Origin of the sequence: Rathayibacter sp. AY1C1, from assembly GCF_002932105.1 — a bacterium.
Lineage (GTDB): Bacteria > Actinomycetota > Actinomycetes > Actinomycetales > Microbacteriaceae > Rathayibacter.
This window is the reverse complement of the sequence record NZ_PSWH01000010.1, coordinates 17,900-34,476: the sequence shown is the minus strand read 5'-3', so window position 1 is coordinate 34,476 and position 16,577 is coordinate 17,900. Positions and strand designations below refer to the sequence as shown.

Here is a 16,577-nt window from a genome sequence, read left to right as displayed (position 1 = left end):
CCGGCGACCGGCCCACCCTTGACGCGGCCGTTCGAGCGGTGCTCCCGCCCGCTCAGCCCTCCGGATCGTGGTCGTCGACCGCGCCGTCGCCCCGGTGCAGAGCGGCGTGCCGCTCCCACTCGGTGAGCAGGTGCTCGATCGCCTCGTGGAAGCGCCGCGTGGCCGCTCCGGGCGACGTGTCGCCGAAGTAGCGGTGCACCCAGCGCTCCAGCCGCTCGACCGACTCCGGATCGTGCTCGGCGCTGTCGATCCGCGCGATGATCGCGGAGGCGTCCTCGGCGTGCAGCCACTCCGCGTCGCCGAGGTAGCCGCTCTCGTCGACCTCGGCCTCGGCGCTGACGGGCCGGGTGACCAGCAGCGGGCGCCCCGTGGCCAGCCGGTCGTAGACCATCGCCGACACGTCGAGGATCGCGAGGTCGGCGGCGGCGAGCTGCCAGCCGAGCTCGGCACCGGTGTCGTGCACGTGACCGGCACGCGGATCGGCCGCGTTGGCGGCGGCGATCATCGCGACGATCGCCCGGTCGGCCGCGGCGTAGTCGGAGTCGACCGCGCCGCTGCGGGGATGCGGGCGGTAGACGAGCCGGAACCGCGGGTCGGCCAGGAGCCCGCGCACGAGGGCCGTGCCGTGGCTCCGGATCGAGCCGTAGCCCGCGGCGGGGCGGTCGCCCTCCCAGGTCGGCGCATAGAGCACCACGCGGCGCTCGTCGGGAGTGAACGGCACGGCGCCGGCGAAGTGGTCCGCCTGAGGACGGCCGATGGCGAGGGCGCGCCTGTCGAAGTCGTAGTCCCAGAGCACGCGGCGCAGCCGGGCCAGGGCGGCGTCCCCGGCGATCATGCTGTAGTCGTACGCCTTGAACTGGTTCGTCGTCATGTACATCTTGTCGCTCTCGCCGTGGTTGACGAAGACGTGCCAGCGGCGCCCGTAGCGCATCATCTGGAAGTTGCGGGCGTTCTGGTTGACGTAGAGCACGATCCGCAGCGGCTGGCTCGCGATGGTGCCCTCGAGGTCGGAGACGGAGCGGACGTAGGCGACCGGGACCGGGCTCTCGCGCAGCAGCACCTCCGCGGCGCCGGCGTTGCGGCTGAGCAGCACGACCGGGTGCGTCTCCGCCAGCTCGGCCAGCGGCCGGTACCACTGCCGCAGCTGGTACAGGTTGATGTCGCCGTCGGCGAAGTAGACGCCGATCTCGAACCGGCCCTCGGGCAGCGGCCCGCGCTCCGCGAGCAGCCGGGTCACCGCGTGGCGGGCCCGCCGGGCCGCGAGCAGCTCGCCGCCCACCTTGCGCGCGAGTCGCGCGTCGGTGCGGAGGCGGGCGAGCAGGGCACGGGGAGCGGGAGTCATCCGCCCCAGGGTACCGGCGACGGCCCCCGCGCCGGGGACGTCGCGCGGGCCGATCAGGCCGGGGTCACCCTCAGCCAGACGAACTGCAGCGGAGCGAGACGGAAGCCCTCGCGCAGGTCGACCGCGATCTCGGTGACCAGGTCGACCGCCTCCGCGGCGAACCCGCCGAACCGCTCGGCCGCGACCTCCTGGACCTCGTCCGACACGTTCGCGAGCACGAGCACCGACTCCCCGTCGCCGGGGCGCTGGTAGCCGAGCACGTGGTCGTTGACCGGGTCGAAGACGCTCAGCTCGGTGCCCGCGAACATCGGCACGGCCTTGCGCACGGCGATGAGGTGCAGCAGCCCGCCGAAGACCTCGCTCGCGGCCGTCCCCGGGACCTCGCGCTCGTCGTAGCGCTCCGCGGGGCGGCGCGGCCGGTTCACCCAGCGCGAGTCGCCGGCCATCGTCGGGTCGTCGAGGTAGCCGTGGTCGTTGAGCTGGCCGACCTCGTCGCCGAGGTAGAGCAGCGGCAGCCCGCCGGTGCTCAGGGCGATCGAGTGCGCGAGCAGCACGCGGTCGATCCCGTAGGCGTCGCCCGCCTCCACTCCGGCGAGGGACGCGGTGGTGCCCGAGACGCGGCGGTCGCCGGTGCGCGGATTCTCCTGGAACGGCACTCCGCGGGCGAACGTGCCGTCGAACCGGTCCGTGTAGAAGTCGTTGAGGAACCGGCGGTGGCCGGCCGCGTCGATCCCGAGCTCGGCGGCGTCCTCGTCGGCGAAGGTCCAGCCGATGTCGTCGTGCCCGCGCACGTAGTTGACCCAGGCCGTGCCCTCGGGGAGGGCGTGCCGGCGCTCGAGGGCCTGCGAGAGGAGACGGACGTCGCGGGTGGCGAGCGCCTCCCAGGTGAGCGCCATCTGCAGCGGGTTGTACGAGAGCTGGCACTCCTCGACGTCGATGTACTCGATCACCTCGTCGGGGTGCACGATCGCCTCGGACTTGAACAGCAGCGCCGGAGCGGCCAGGCGGCAGACCTCGTTGAACGCGCGCAGCAGCAGGTGCGCCTGCGGCTGCGACTCGCAGGTGGTGCCGAGCTCCTTCCAGATGAACGCGACCGCGTCCATCCTCAGGGCGTCGACGCCCTGATTGGCGAGGAAGAGCATCTCTCCCGCCATCGCCCGGAACACCTCGGGGTTGGAGTAGTTGAGGTCCCACTGGTAGCGGTGGAACGTGGCCCAGACCCAGCGCCCGTCCTCCAGCTGCACGAAGGAGCCGGGATGGTCGTCCGGGAAGATCTCGCGGGTCGTGCGCTCGAAGGCGTCGGGCTGCTCCCGGTCCGGGTAGATCCAGTAGTAGTCCTCGAAGCGCTGCTCGCCGGCGAGCGCGCGCTGCGCCCACTCGTGCTCGTTCGAGGTGTGGTTGAAGACGAAGTCGACCACGAGTGCGATGCCCTGCTCGCGCAGCTCGGAGGCCAGCCCGCGGAGCTGCTCCATGTCGCCGAGGCCCGGTCGCACGCGCCGGTAGCTCGAGACCGCGTAGCCCCCGTCCGACTCGCCCTCGGGCGCATCGAAGAGCGGCATCAGGTGCAGGTAGTTCAGGCCGATCTCGCGGAAGTACGGGATCTCGGCGCGCAGCCCCTCGAGGTCGCCCGCGTAGCGGTCGACGTAGCAGACCCCGCCCAGAGCCTTGTTCGAGAGGAACCAGGTCGGGTGCTGCTCGCGGGCGCGGTCGAGCGCGCGGAGCTCCTCGGGCCGCTCCTCCCAGGAGGCGGCGGCGAGCTCGACGATCGCGACGAGCTGGTCCTCGAGGTCGTCGCGGCCGGCGTACACCGTGGCGAGCAGATCGACCAGGCGCGGGAGGTGCTCGTCGAGGCGGCCGGAGAACTCGTCGTCGACGGCGCCGAGGCGCTCGCGGACCGTCGTGAGGAGGTCCGGTCCGGCAGGGGTCGCCTCCGCCTCGGCGCGCTCGGGCGGGGAGAGCTGGGTCGAATCGAACACCGTCGTCCTTTCGGGGGCCCCGGCGGGGGCGGATTCCCCGATGCTAGACGATCGGCGGACGCCCGGCGAACGCCATCCGGAGCACCGTGCGGGCCGAGAGGACGCGCCGGCCGCCCGGATCCGAGCGCCATCCCTCCCGCCAGCCGGCGAACCAGGCGCGCAGGGCGGCCGGGTCGCGACGCCAGCGGAGGCACTGGATCGCGGTCCAGGACCCCACGTAGACGAGCGCCAGAGGTGCGGCGAGGTTGCGGCGGGCGAGCCAGACGCGGTTGCGCGCGTTCAGCCGGTAGTAGTCGGCGTGACGGGTCGGCTGGATGACCGGGTGCTGGGCGACGAGCTCTCCCGCGTACCAGGCGGTGCGACCCGTGTCCCAGACCCGCCAGGCCAGCTCGATGCCCTCATGGGCGTAGAAGAACGGAGCCGCCCAGCCGCCCGTCCGGGCGAACACGTCGCGCCGCAGCACGACCGCTCCCTCCCAGACCGAGAAGACGGGGCCGGAGCGGCGGGGGTCGCCCTTGAGGATCCGCGGGATCCAGCGCCGCGGGCTCGGCGTGCCGTCCGTGCTGTCGACGCGGGGCTGCACCAGGCCGATGCGGCGGTTCGAGGCGAGCAGCGCGACCGCGTCGACGAGGAAGCGGGGGGACGGGATCCGGGCGTCGTCGTCGAGGAAGAAGAGGTACTCCCCCGCGACGGCGTCGACTCCGGCGTTCCGGCCCGCCGGGATGCCGAGGTTCTCGGGGAGCGCCAGGGCGCGCACTCCCTCGGGCAGGCCGTCCGGCTCCCAGCCGTTGCCGACGCAGACGACGTCCAGCTCGACGCCCTCCTGCGCGAGGACGCCGGCCAGCCCCGCGGCGAGGTCGTCGGGCCGAGTCCCCTGCGTCAGGACGACGACGCCGACCCGCGGCTCAGGAGCGGACACGCTTGGACGCCATGATCGCGACGAAGTGGCCGACCAGGGCGAGGAGGGCGAGCGGCAGCAGCGCCCCGACGAGGACCCGGTCGGCCGTGCCCGCTCCGACGACGAGGCCCACGAGGGCGGTCGCGAAGGCCAGCATCGTCAGCTCGACGGAGTGGTAGAGGCGGTGGAAGGGCAGGAAGCGGGCGGCGCGGCGAAGCCCCGCCAGCCCGGACGAGGACGGCACCGCCTCGCCCTTCGTGTCGGCCAGCTTCGTGAGACCGGCGTTCGCGCGCGCCACGTGCACCATGTCGTTGAGCGCCTTGTTGAGGACGATCACCAGGGCCAGGGCGAAGCCGATCGTGGTCCAGAGGAAGTCCGCCGGCGCCTCGAACGGGACGCCCGCCGCCCGCAGCCCGAGCGCGATCGGGATCAGCGCCTCGGTCGTGTAGTGCCCGACCTTGTCGAGGAACACGCCCGCCGGCGAGGACGTGCGGCGCCAGCGCGCGACCTCGCCGTCGCAGCAGTCCACCAGCATCTGCAGCTGGCCGAGGAGCAGCGCCAGCGCCGCTCCGGCGATCCCCGGGATCAGGAGGGCTGCCGCCGCGCTCCAGCCGACCAGGATCATCAGCCCGGTGACGCCGTTCGCCGAGATCGAGGTCTTCAGCAGCAGCCAGGTCAGGTAGGGCGAGAAGCGGCGCAGGTAGAGCGACGCCGTCCAGTGCTCGGCGTTGCGGCGCCCGCGCACCTCCGGGGGCTGCGCGACGGCGCGCAGCTCGGCGATGGAGCGGGGTCTCGTCGTCGTGGTCATGCGCCCCTCGGCGAGTCGGACCGCGGCTGGTGGCGGTGGGCGGAGATGTTGCTGGTCAGCCCGGCGAAGCCGAGCACGAAGCCGGTCCCCCAGGCCACGTGGACCGCCGGGATGACCACGGCGAACCACAGCATCGCACGCGCGCCGTCCGGCCGCGCGACCACGAGAGTGGCCGCCGCCACCAGGAGGAGGTAGGCGGCGGGCACCGCGAACCCGAGCAGGAGCCAGGGCGCGGCTCCGGCGAGCGCCTGGACGACTCCCGCCAGCCCGACGAGCAGCCCGATCGCGAGCATCGCGACGAGCGCGGGCGGAGCGAAGTAGCGCAGCGACCGCGAGGCCGGGAACATCCGGGTGAGCTCGCCGCGCCACATCCCGGTCGAGAGGAACTGCCGGAGCAGCGCGCGCATCGAGGGCCGCGGCCGGTAGGTGACGGTGAGGCGCGGAGTGAACCAGACGACCTCGCCGCGCTCGCGCAGCCGCCGGTTCAGCTCCCAGTCCTGCCCGCGCTTGAAGCGCTCGTCGAACAGGCCGGCGCGCTCGAGGGCGGAGCGGCGGAAGACGCCGAGGTACACCGTGTCGGCCGGGCCCTCCTCGCCTCCCACGTGGTGGGGCGTGCCGCCCAGCCCGATGCGGGAGCCGTAGGCCCGGGCGACCGCGCGCTGGAACGGGGTGAGGCCCTCCGCCGCCATCACTCCGCCGACGTTCGCCGCTCCGGAGCGCTGCAGCGCCTCGACCGCCGTGCGCGCGTACTCGGGCGGCAGGACGGAGTGCGCGTCGACCCGGACGACGACCGGGTGACGCGAGGCGCGGATCGCGGCGTTGAGGCCCGCAGGAGTGGAGCCGACCTCGTTCGGCACGACGCGGATCCGCGGGTCGGCCGCGCTCAGCTCGGCGACGAGCTGCTCCGTGCCGTCGATGCTCGGGGCGACGGCGAGGACGACGTCGAAGGGGCCGGTGTAGTCCTGATGCAGCAGCGAGTCGACCGCGGCGCGCACGTGGGCGACCTCGTTGAGGACGGGCATGACGTAGGAGACGCCGGGCAGGTCGGAGAGGTCGTCTTCCGGGATCTCGTGCTGCATGGGTCCAGTTCGTGCGGGAGGAGCGCGGGCGCAGGGATCCACCACCCTACCAGCGGGGAGCACCGCGCCCCGGGCCGGGCCCGGACGCGGAAAAGCCCCCCGGGGACGGATCCTCGAGGGGCTGTGCGCGGCGGCGGAGGGTCAGCCGGCGGCCATCTGGCCGAGCGTCGCCTTCGCCTGGTAGCTCTGGCCGTTGCGGACGTAGGTCAGCTCGACCGCGGCGTTCGCGGCCTGCGCGCGGACCTGCGCGGTGAGGTCGGACGCGCTCGTGATCGGAGTGCTGTCGATCGCGGTGATGATGTCGCCCTTGGCGAGACCGGCCGCCTGCGCGGCACCGCCTCCGGAGACCTCCTCGATGCGGGCGCCGAGGACGTCCGCGGTCGAGTCGGAGACGCTCGCGCCGAGCAGGCCGTGCGAGGCGGAGCCGTTCGCGATGATCTCCTTCGCGATGCGCTCGGCGATCGCGCTGGGGATCGCGAATCCGACTCCGATGTTGCCGGACTGGCCGCTCGAGGAGGACTGGCCGGCGCTCGCGATCGCGACGTTCACGCCGATCAGCTCGCCGTCGCTGTCGAGCAGCGCGCCGCCGGAGTTGCCCGGGTTGATCGCCGCGTCGGTCTGGATGACGGGCAGCGAGATGGTGCTCTTCGCCTGGGTCGGCGCCTGCTGACCCGGGATGTCGAAGTTGAACGGGCTCTCGGTGCCGCCGCTCGAGCTGTCGCCCGAGTCGTCCGGAGCCGCCGAGGAGGCGACCTGGATGCTGCGGTTGAGCGCGCTGACGATGCCGTCGGTCACGGTGCCGGAGAGGCCGAGCGGGGCGCCGATGGCGACCGCCGTGTCGCCGACGTTGATCTTGGTGGAGTCCGCGAACGTCATCGGGCTGAGGTCGGTCGCGCCGGTCAGCTTGATGACGGCGAGGTCGAGGGTCGGGTCGGTGCCGACGACGGTCGCGTCGAAGATCCGGCCGTCGCTGGTCGTGACCGAGACGGTGCCGTTCGCGATCTCGCCGTCGAGGGTGACCACGTGGGTGTTGGTCAGGACGTAGCCGTCCTTCGAGAGCACGATGCCGGAGCCGGTGCCGGCGGACGAGCTGCCGCTCACCGCGATGGTGACGACGCTCGGAGTGGCCTTGGCGGCGACCGCGGTGGCGGTCGTCGCGTCCTCGGCGTTGTTGACCGTGATCGTCTGCGAGCCGCCGGCGGAGACCACGCGGGTCCCGCCGCCGTTGGAGGCGGACCAGAGGCCGAACACGCCGGCTCCCGCGACTCCGCCCACGACCGCGCCGATCGCGAGCGCCGCGACGACGCCCACTCCGGCTCGGCGCTTCGTGGCGGTGGGGGCGGGGGTGTACTCGGCGCCCGGGCCGAAGGGGCTCGAGGAGGGCGGCTCCTCGGAGCCGTGCAGGGTGTTCGCCGCGGGCGGCGCGTACTGCCCGTAGCGGGCCGGCTGGGAGACGGGCTGCGCCTCGTTGCCGGCCGTCGCGTTCGGCGTGTACGGCGGCTGGGGGGCCGAGGAGGAGGGGTAGGGGACGGTCGGGTTCTCGCTCTCGCGGTGCGCTCCGCCCCGGTGGATCGGCTCGGTGGGCCCGGTGGTCGAGGACGACGCTCCGGAGCTCTCGCCGTGGGTGCGCTCGGTCGCCTCTCGGGCGCCGGACTCCGTCGGCGTGGTGGGTTCCTCCGGCTGACGAGGACCCTCGTGACTCTCGGTCATGGGTGCTGCTCCTTCCAAGCGGGGATAGCTTGGCGATCGTACCTGGGGGTTTCTTATGACGGGCCTGCGAGCGGGAAATGAAACCGGCCGGACTGCTCGAGCGGGCACACTGGGCACGTGAGCATTCCCGGATCCTGGTCCCGCGCCGCGGCGGGCGCCGGCCTCCTCGGCCCCGGTGGCGAGGTCGCCGCCACCGTCTTCAGCGAGATGAGCGCGCTCGCCCTGCGCACCGGAGCGGTGAACCTCGGCCAGGGCTTCCCGGACGAGGACGGCCCGCGCGAGATCCTCGACGCCGCGCGCGACGCCATCGCGTCCGGGGTCAACCAGTACCCGCCGGGTCCCGGCTTCCCCGTCCTGCGCGAGGCGATCGCCGCGCACCGGCTGCGCTTCTCCGGGATCGCCCTCGACCCCGACGGCGAGGTCCTCGTCACCACGGGCGCCACCGAGGCCCTGGCCGCGGCTCTGCTGGGCCTGCTCGAGCCGGGCGACGAGGTCGTCACCTTCACGCCCCACTACGACGCCTACGGAGCCCTGATCGCCCTCGCCGGAGGGGTGCACCGCACCGTGCTCCTGCGCGGCCCCTCCTTCGCGGTCGACCACGACGAGCTGACCGCCGCGGTGAGCGACCGCACGCGCGTCATCCTGGTGAACGACCCGCACAACCCGACCGGTGCCGTCCTCCCGGCCGTGACCCGCGAGCTGATCGTGCGGCTCGCCGAGCGGCACGACGCCGTGATCCTGACGGACGAGGTCTACGAGCACCTGCGCTTCGACACTCCGCACGTCCCGCTGGCCTCCCTTCCCGGAGCCTTCGAGCGGACGCTCTCCGTCTCCTCGGCGGGCAAGACCTTCAGCACCACGGGCTGGAAGATCGGCTGGGTCACGGGCCCGCGCGAGCTGATCACGGCCGTCCTCGCCGTGAAGCAGTTCCTCACCTACGTCAGCGGCTCGCCGTTCCAGGGGGCCGTCGCCCTCGGGCTCGGGCTCCCGGACGCCTTCTTCACCGGCGCGGCGCAGACTCTTGCCGCCAAGAAGGACCTGCTGTCGACGGGCCTGGCTGCTGCGGGCTTCGGCGTCGCGCCCTCCTCGGGCGGCTACTTCGTCGTCGTGGACGCGGCACCGCTCGGCTACGACGACGGGGTCGAGCTCTGCCGAGCGCTCCCGGATCTCGCGGGAGTGGTGGCGGTGCCCGTGTCGGCGTTCTGCCGCCCCGAGGACGCCGCTCCCTACCGCTCGCTCGTCCGCTTCGCCTTCTGCAAGCGGTTCGAGGTGCTGGAGACCGCGGTCGCGGGCCTCGCCCGCATGGCGCGCTGAGGAGCCGGCCTCAGCGGATTCGGTCGGATGCCCGGCGCCGTCGGGCCGGGGGCGGCGGTCAGAGCGGCAGCACCCGGAAGCGCCGCAGCGCCAGAGCGGGGTTCTTCGCGCGCGCCGCGTCGATCCGCTCGCGCGAGACCCAGGCGACGGCGACGTCCTCGACCTCGCCGAGGGTGACGGTCTCGACGCCCATCGGATCGACGATCATGCTCGTGCCGACCCCGATCGGCGGGGTCTGGTCGGCTGCGACGAGGTACACCGTGTTCTCGAGCGCGCGGGCGGTGACCAGCGTCCGCCAGTGCGCCTCCTTGAGCGGGCCGCGCACCCACTCGGCCGGTGCCGCGATGACGTCGACCCCGGCGTCGACCAGCCAGCGGCTGACCTCCGGGAAGCGCAGGTCGTAGCAGGTCTGCAGCCCGACGACGAGGCCGCCGACCTCGAACGTCTCGGGTGCGGCGATCTCCCCCGCGGCGACCCACTCCGACTCGGTCTGGCCGAAGGCGTCGTACAGGTGCAGCTTGCGGTAGCGGGCCACGAGCGCGCCCTCGGGGTCGAGCGCGACGAGCGAGTTCGCGATGCGGCGCCCGTCCACCGCCTCGACCATGCCCGCCACGAGGTGGATCCGGAGCTCGCGCGCGAGGGCCGCGAGAGCCGTGACGAACGGGCCGTCGAGCGCCTCGCCCGCCGCGACCAGCTCGGGCCCGAGCGGATCGGTGAAGGCGGAGCTGTACTCCGGCAGCACCACCAGGCTCGCGCCGCGCTCGGCGGCGATCCGGGCCAGGCGCCCGATCGTCGCGATGTTCGCCTCCCGGTCCGTCGAGGGGGCGAACTGCGCCACGGCCATGCCGACGGCGCCGGCCATCAGCTCGGCGGATAGAGGAAGAGGGCGACCTGGGAGGCCGGGATGGTGCGCTTGTGGTACGCGTGGTCGTTGCCCCAGTTGTACTCCTCGAGCGAGACCGTGCCGTCGGAGTTGACGGCCTGCACGTACGCGACGTGGTTGCCGGTGAACCAGGCGACCGCGCCGGGGACGGGCGTGCTGCTGGTCACCCAGCCGTGGGAGGCCCACTGGCCGGCCCACGCGTAGGCGCTGCCCCCGCCCGGGGTCATGTTGCCCCAGGTCCACTTGAAGGGTGCGCTCGTCGAGCCCTGGTCGCGGTTGATCCGCCAGGCGACGAAGTCGACGCACTCGCGGTAGTAGTACCGCAGCGGCGAGAGGCCGCCGCCCTGGTCGTCGGTGAGCTGGTCGCGCCAGGGGTAGTCGTCGCCCTCCTCGCGGGGCGTGACCGAGGTGCTAGTGCCGCCGCTGCCCGCGGCGGCACCGTCCGCGCCGGTCGCGCCTGCCGCGACCTGCGCCTCCTGGGCGAGGCGGGCGGTCTCGGCGTCGCGGGCGGCCTGCTCGGCGGCGGCGAGCGCGCGCGCCTGGGCGGCCGCCTCGTCGAGCTGGGCCTGGGTCGGTGCGGTGAAGGAGTCGCGGATGACCTGCTCCTGGACCGCGGTCGGCGCGACGGTGAGCTTCTGGTTGCCGAGCGCCTGCACGCGGGCGGCGGCCTCGACGGCGGCCTGCGAATCGGGTGCCGGGTCGAAGGAGTAGGCGGGGAGCGCGGAGACCGCCACGAGGCCCGCGATGGCGGCGAGGGCGACCGTGCTGACGGTCGCGCGGAAGACACGGCCCCGGCGGCGCCGCACGGGGCGGACGGGCGTGAGGACCGGAGTGGCGACGCGTGCCGCGTGCGGCGCCTGCCGCGGGCTCCGCCGGGTCGGGCGGTCGCCGAGCCCCTCGTTCGAGCCGTCGTCCCCGCGTTCGTCCCTCACAGCAGCACCCCTCGCATCGGGGTCGAGCCTAACGTGCGGGCCGGTCCGGCACACGCGTCGGCGCGGAGCGTCGGGAGGCCGGTCCGCGGATGCGGGTCGCGCGAGCCCGGCACGAAGTCGGCGGCGGCGCCGGGCGGATCCGACGGTGACGCGGACGGGCGACCGGAGTAGCGTCCGGAGCGGAGCGGGCGCGACGGTGCGGCCGCGGGACGGAGGACGGCGATGATCCGGAGCGAGAGGGCCTTCGGCGGCTTCAGCGTGGACGACGTGGAGGCGGCGCGGGCCTTCTACGGCGGAGTGCTCGGGCTCGAGGTCGAGCTGAACGCGATGGGGATCCTCGACATCCGGCTGCCGGGCGGAGGCCGCGCGATCGCGTACCCGAAGCCGGACCACGAGCCGGCGTCGTTCACGATCCTGAACTTCTCGGTGAAGGACGTCGACGTGGCGGTCGCCGAGCTGCACGCGGCAGGCGTCACCACGGCGATCTACGACGACCCGTCGCTGCCGACCGATGCGGACGGAGTGATGCGCGGCCACGGGCCGACGATCTGCTGGTTCCGCGATCCGGCGGGCAACGTGCTGAGCGTGATCGAGGGCGACTGAGGTCTCCGCCCGCGCACTGTCGGCCGCGGGCAGCACGTCCGCGACCCGTGTTAACGACGAAAGCCGGCCCTTCTCAGGACCGGCTTTCGCTTTCTTGTTGCGGGGGCAGGATTTGAACCTACGACCTCTGGGTTATGAGCCCAGCGAGCTACCGAACTGCTCCACCCCGCGGCACAAGAAGAGACATTACACGCGTTCCGGCGCCGGTGCAAATCGACGCGGCGGTGGGAGCGGGCTCCGGTCTCAGGCGGGCTTGGCGGCGCGCAGCACGGCGCTCCCGTCCACGCTCAGCCCGACCGCCGTCAGGGCGGCTGCGAGCTCGGACGAGGTGCGCGACCAGGTGCGGACGTCGGCGTCGACGAGAGCGGACGACGACGGGACGACGAGCACCGCGCCGCCGGGGGCGACGAACCACTCCACCAGCCGCGCCCACTCCTCCAGGTCGGGGAGCCACGAGACGACGCCGGCGCTGCAGAGCACGACGTCGAACGAGTCGGGCTCCGGCAGCATGTGCCGCAGCTCGTAGAGGTTCGCGCAGACGAAGCGGGCGGAGCCGGCGAGGTCCCTGTCCGCGGCGCCGGCGCGTGCTCGGCGCACGGCGGGCATCGAGAAGTCGACGCCCACCACGCGGGCGCCGCGCTCGGCGAGCTCGAGCGCGTCGAGCCCGTCGCCCGAGCCGAGCTGGAGGATCCTCGGACCGGGGTCGAGGAGCGCCGCGGTGACGAGCTCCGGGTGGAGAGCACCCTCGCCGGTGCGCTCCTCCCAGTACGTGCGGTTCAGCTCGAGCCACTCACCCGAGCGGAGGTGCTCGCCGCGGTCGACCTGCACCATGCGGGCTACTGGCCGCCCTCGGCCTGCAGCGCCCGCGAGAGCGCCTCGGTCAGCTGCTCGTCCGCCGCCGCGAAGGCGGTGAGGTCGCCCGCCTTGAGGGCGTTCTCGCGAGCCGTGAGGGCGTCCCGCGCGTCGTTCAGCGCCTGCTGCAGCGCCGTCTGGTCGCCCGTGGCCGGCGTGGAGCCGGTGCCGCCGGTCGTGCCGCCCGCGTCGCCTCCGGTGTCGCCGCCCGAGGTGCCGGTGCCCGCGTCCGGAGTCGTCGGCGTGCCGGTGTCGCCCGCGTCGGCTCCCGAGTCGCCGCCGAAGAGGCTGTCGAGGGCCGCGTCGAGGGTGTCCTCGAAGGCGATGTCGTCACCGAACGCGACCAGCACCTTCTGCAGGAGCGGGAAGCTCGTGTCTCCGTTGGAGCGCACGTAGATCGGCTGGACGTAGAGCAGGCCGCCGCCGACCGGCAGCGTGAGCAGGTTGCCCCTCGTGACGGTGGTGTCGCCGCGGGAGAGGATGTTCAGCTCGTTCGCGACCGTCGGGTCGGTGGTGAACGCGTTCTGCACCTGGCCGGGGCCGGGCACCGTGTCGTCCTTCGGCAGCTCGAGCAGGCGGAGCGTGCCGTAGCCGTCGGCCACGGAGCCCGCCGTCGAGCCGGCGTCGGAGTCGGCCACGAGGTAGCCGGTCAGCACGTTGCGGCTGGCCTGCGCGCCCTGGACGCTCGCCGGGATGTACGTCGAGTAGAGCGAGTACGACGGCACGTCCTGATCCGGCGTCTGCAGCGTCAGGTAGTACGGAGGCTGCAGGCTGGTGCCGGTCGCGGCGGCCGTGGTCGCGGCTCCGCTCGTCGGGTCGTTCGGCGTCGCCCAGGCGTCCTCGCGGGAGTAGAAGGAGCCCGCGTCGGTGACGTGGTAGGTGCCGAGGACCGCGCGCTGGACCTTGAAGAGGTCCTCCGGGTACCGGACGTGGCTGAGCAGCTCGCCCGACATGTCGCTCACGGGCTTCACCGTGGTCGGGAAGATCTTCTGCCAGGTCTGCAGGATCGGGTCCTCGGTGTCCCACGCGTAGAGCGTGACGCTGCCGTCGTACGCGTCGACGGTCGCCTTCACCGAGTTGCGGATGTAGTTGACGTCGTCGGTCGGGAACTGCTGCTGCGTGTTCGTGTCGGCGATCGCCTGCGAGAGGCTCTGCACCTCCGAGTACGGGTAGTCGGCCGAGGTGGTGTACCCGTCGACGACCCACTTCACGCGGCCGTCGACGACGGTCGGGTAGGCGTCGGAGTCGAGCTTGAGGTACGGCGCGACCTTCTGGACGCGCTGCACGGGATCGCGGTCGTAGAGGATCTGCGAGTCGTCGTTCACGCCGTCCGAGAGGAAGATCTGCTCGGACTGGAACTTGATCGCGTAGACGAGCTTCTTGAAGACGTTGTCGAGAGCGGGGCCGCCCTCGCCGTCGAAGGTCGTGTAGGTCTGCTGCGCGCCGTCGGTGCCCGAGGGGTAGTCGAGCTCGATGTCGCGCGAGTCGTTGCCGCCCACGATCGAGTACGGCGGGGAGTTCTCGCCGAAGTAGATCCGCGGCTCGTAGTCACCGAGGTCGCCCGTCGTCGGGACGCCGGACTCGATGAACACCGGCTCGCCGTCGGCCGAGCGCTGGTTGCCGTACGCGGCGACCAGGCCGTAGCCGTGGGTGTAGACCAGCGTCTGGTTGTACCAGGTCTGGTTGGTGCCGAGGCCGTTGAGGTTCAGCTCGCGGACGCCGACCACGGCGTCCTGCGTCGATCCGTCGATGGAGTAGCGGTCGACGTCGAGCGCGTTCTGCGTGTCGCCGAACTTGTAGTACTGGCGGAACTGCTGCAGCTGCGAGAACGCGTCGGTGACGACGGCGGGGTCGAGGATGCGGATGTTCGCGGTGGTCTCGGCGTCCGAGCGCAGGGCGCCCGGCTCCGCGTCGGTGGTCGCGTCGTAGGGGATGACGTCGACGTCGCTGACGCCGTAGGCCTGGCGCGTCATGTCGATGTTGTTCTGGATGAAGGGCTGCTCGAGCGTGCGCTCGTTGGGCTCGACCTGGAACTTCTGCACGATCCAGGGGTAGAGGGAGCCGACGAGCAGGCTCGACACGATCAGCAGCGCGGTGCCGATGACCGGGAAGCGCCAGCGGCCGATGAAGGCGGTGACGACGAAGAGGATCGCGACCAGCGCCGCGATGCCGGCCAGGATCTGCAGGCCCGGGATCGTCGCGTTGACGGTGGAGTAGGTGGCGCCGGTGATGCGGGGCCCCTGCTGCGCGAGCGTCGCGTACTGGTCGAGCCAGAGGCTGACCGCCTGCACGGCGAGGTAGAGGGCGGCGATGACCGCCAGCTGGATGCGCGAGGCCTTCGAGATGCGGATCTCGCGGCCGTTCACCCGGATCGCTCCGTAGAGGTAGCCGGTGGCGAGGGTCGCGAACGCCGAGATCAGCAGGACCGCCGACGCGAAGCCGACGATGCTCTGGTAGAAGGGCAGCTCGAAGAGGTAGAACGACGTGTCGAGGCCGAACTGCGGATCCGTGGTGCCCGAGGGCGTGCGGTTCCAGAAGGTGAGGCTCGTCTGCCAGCGGGTGGCGGAGGAGACGCCGGCGAAGAGGCCGAGCACCGCGGGGATCCCGAAGGTGGCCAGGCGCCGCAGCGGCTCCACGACCTGCTGGTAGCGGTCGATCTGCGAGTTGAGCTTCGCGTAGACCGGCCGGAGGCGGTAAGCCAGCATCAGGCTGATGAACACCGGCACCGCCATGGCGACGAAGCCGATGACGAAGAGACCGCCCGCCGCCGCCCACTGCGTCGTGAGCACGGAGAGGAAGCCGAGCTGGTCGTACCAGAGGATGTCGGTGTACAGACCGGCGAAGACGAAGAACGCCACCACCAGGACGGCCACCACCACGACAGTGACGGCGAGGACGCTCCGTCTCTTCCGCGGCGGGGTTTCGGTTGCTGTGGAACTCACGTGAGGGCCTCTTGCTGTCGAGATGTGAGGGGAGGCCACCCATGCTATGCGACGGCTGTCCGGCTCACCTGGGCGTCGACCCGGGGTCGGCGGGCGGGATCAGTCGAGGGGAGCGGCGGTGCTGCAGTCCGGCAGCCCGGAGGTGTCGCCCGCGGCGATGCCCTTCAGTGCGGCGAGGGCGTCGTCGAGGGTCGAGACCGCGAGCACGTCGAGCCCGTCGGGGACGTGGCCGACGACCTCGTTGCAGTTGGTCCCGGGGGCGAGGAAGTACTCGGCTCCGGCGCCCTCCGCCCCGTAGAGCTTCTGGCGGATCCCGCCGATGGCGCCGACCTCGCCGGCCGCGTCGATCGTGCCGGTCCCGGCGACGCTCCGCCCGCCGTTGAGCTCGCCCTCGGTGAGCTTGTCGATGATCCCGAGGGCGAACATCATGCCCGCGCTCGGCCCGCCCACGTCGTCCAGCTGGATGTCGACCTCGAACGGGAAGTCGAAGGCCGCTCCGGGGAGGACGCCGATGACGGCGGCGCCGTTCGAGTCGCGCGGCGTGACCTCCACCTCCTGCCGGACGCCCTCGCGCTCGATGCTGACCTGCACCGGGGAGCCGGTGCCGAGGGTCTGCAGGGTCGCGCGCAGGGCGGTCGCGTCGGCGACAGGGGTGCCCGCGACCGCGAGGATCTCGTCCCCCGCCTCCAGGACGCCCTCGGCCGGGGAGCCCTCGGGCACCTGCACGACCGAGACGCGCTGCTCGACGGGGTAGCCGAGCTCGGTGAGCGCGGCGGCGATCGCCTCCTGCTGGGAGTCGGTCATCTCGGCCTGGTTCGCCTCGTCGCGCTCCTCGACCGTGGAGGAGGGAGGGAAGATCGCGTCGACCGGGACGACCGCCTTGGTCCTGTCGAACCAGGCGCTCGCGACCTCGACCCAGGTGGGCAGGCTCTGCGGGTTGCCGACGACCGACACGGTGAGCATGTCGAGCGTGCCGGCCGTGGGATAGGTGGTGCGGTCCGGGATCGAGATGAGGGGCACGTCCTTGCTGCTGCCCAGGGTGTCGAACACGGGGCCGGGCTGCTCGATCACGTAGGGGGCGGGCGCGACGCCCAGACCGACCACGACGGCGACACCCGAGAGGAGGACGACCGGTCCGACCCACGGGCGGCGCGGGGAGGAGGAGGGGCGCGGGTCGTCGGAGAACAGCGACACGGGGGCCTTTCTGGCAACGGGTGGAGCGGCTCCGCCGGGATGTT

Annotated in this window: 13 protein-coding genes and 1 tRNA gene; 2 read left to right on the top strand and 12 right to left on the bottom strand. The window is 72.7% G+C overall.

Going from position 1 to position 16,577, the window contains the following annotated elements:
* Window positions 1-52 precede the first annotated feature (52 nt).
* The 6 genes from C5C71_RS06735 to C5C71_RS06710 all read right to left on the bottom strand — a co-directional run bounded on the left by C5C71_RS06735 (window position 53) and on the right by C5C71_RS06710 (window position 7,813).
* A complete protein-coding gene (locus tag C5C71_RS06735; protein WP_258068663.1) occupies window positions 53-1,342 on the bottom strand; it encodes a hypothetical protein in 1,290 nt (429 codons plus the stop codon).
* Window positions 1,343-1,395: 53 nt separating this feature from the next.
* Window positions 1,396-3,318, bottom strand: coding sequence for an amylosucrase (locus C5C71_RS06730; RefSeq protein ID WP_104337376.1), 1,923 nt, complete (start codon window positions 3,316-3,318; stop codon window positions 1,396-1,398).
* Between the two features lie 43 nt (window positions 3,319-3,361).
* On the bottom strand, window positions 3,362-4,237 hold the full coding sequence (locus tag C5C71_RS06725; protein WP_104223578.1) for a glycosyltransferase family 2 protein: 876 nt from the start codon (window positions 4,235-4,237) through the stop codon (window positions 3,362-3,364).
* The gene (locus C5C71_RS06720) at window positions 4,224-5,024 is read right to left on the bottom strand and encodes a CDP-alcohol phosphatidyltransferase family protein (RefSeq protein WP_104223579.1); all 801 of its coding nucleotides are present in this window, start codon (window positions 5,022-5,024) and stop codon (window positions 4,224-4,226) included. The genes C5C71_RS06725 and C5C71_RS06720 overlap by 14 nt, the downstream gene beginning before the upstream one ends.
* Window positions 5,021-6,103 carry a glycosyltransferase family 2 protein gene (locus tag C5C71_RS06715; protein WP_181065659.1) on the bottom strand — a complete coding sequence of 361 codons (1,083 nt, stop codon included), beginning with the start codon at window positions 6,101-6,103 and terminating at the stop codon, window positions 5,021-5,023. The genes C5C71_RS06720 and C5C71_RS06715 overlap by 4 nt, the downstream gene beginning before the upstream one ends.
* A 141-nt stretch (window positions 6,104-6,244) precedes the next feature.
* Complete coding sequence (locus C5C71_RS06710; RefSeq protein WP_104337375.1) at window positions 6,245-7,813, bottom strand: S1C family serine protease; 1,569 nt, start codon at window positions 7,811-7,813, stop codon at window positions 6,245-6,247.
* Between the two features lie 117 nt (window positions 7,814-7,930).
* Between C5C71_RS06710 and C5C71_RS06705 the strand changes: the two genes are divergently transcribed.
* Window positions 7,931-9,127, top strand: coding sequence for an aminotransferase class I/II-fold pyridoxal phosphate-dependent enzyme (locus tag C5C71_RS06705; protein WP_104337374.1), 1,197 nt, complete (start codon window positions 7,931-7,933; stop codon window positions 9,125-9,127).
* A 58-nt stretch (window positions 9,128-9,185) separates the two neighbouring features.
* Here the strand turns inward: C5C71_RS06705 and C5C71_RS06700 are convergent, their stop codons facing one another.
* Entirely contained in the window at window positions 9,186-9,989 is an 804-nt protein-coding gene (locus tag C5C71_RS06700) for a carbon-nitrogen hydrolase family protein (protein WP_104337373.1), read from the bottom strand.
* The gene (locus C5C71_RS06695) at window positions 9,989-10,942 is read right to left on the bottom strand and encodes a CHAP domain-containing protein (protein WP_104337372.1); all 954 of its coding nucleotides are present in this window, start codon (window positions 10,940-10,942) and stop codon (window positions 9,989-9,991) included. The genes C5C71_RS06700 and C5C71_RS06695 overlap by 1 nt, the downstream gene beginning before the upstream one ends.
* Window positions 10,943-11,164: 222 nt before the next feature.
* On the opposite strand from C5C71_RS06695, the gene C5C71_RS06690 reads away from it, so the two are divergent.
* Window positions 11,165-11,545 (top strand): VOC family protein, encoded by a 381-nt coding sequence (locus tag C5C71_RS06690; protein ID WP_104337371.1) that lies wholly within the window; start codon window positions 11,165-11,167, stop codon window positions 11,543-11,545.
* Between the two features lie 97 nt (window positions 11,546-11,642).
* Here the strand turns inward: C5C71_RS06690 and C5C71_RS06685 are convergent.
* The 4 genes from C5C71_RS06685 to C5C71_RS06670 form a co-directional block, all read right to left on the bottom strand.
* Window positions 11,643-11,716 (bottom strand) — tRNA-Met (locus C5C71_RS06685).
* Between the two features lie 72 nt (window positions 11,717-11,788).
* Window positions 11,789-12,376: a class I SAM-dependent methyltransferase gene (locus C5C71_RS06680; protein ID WP_104261194.1), complete on the bottom strand. Its 588-nt coding sequence runs from the start codon at window positions 12,374-12,376 to the stop codon at window positions 11,789-11,791.
* A 5-nt stretch (window positions 12,377-12,381) separates the two neighbouring features.
* Window positions 12,382-15,339, bottom strand: coding sequence for a UPF0182 family protein (locus C5C71_RS06675; protein ID WP_181027225.1), 2,958 nt, complete (start codon window positions 15,337-15,339; stop codon window positions 12,382-12,384).
* A gap of 99 nt (window positions 15,340-15,438) precedes the next feature.
* A complete protein-coding gene (locus C5C71_RS06670) occupies window positions 15,439-16,533 on the bottom strand; it encodes a PDZ domain-containing protein (protein WP_104337370.1) in 1,095 nt (364 codons plus the stop codon).
* Window positions 16,534-16,577: the final 44 nt, after the last annotated feature.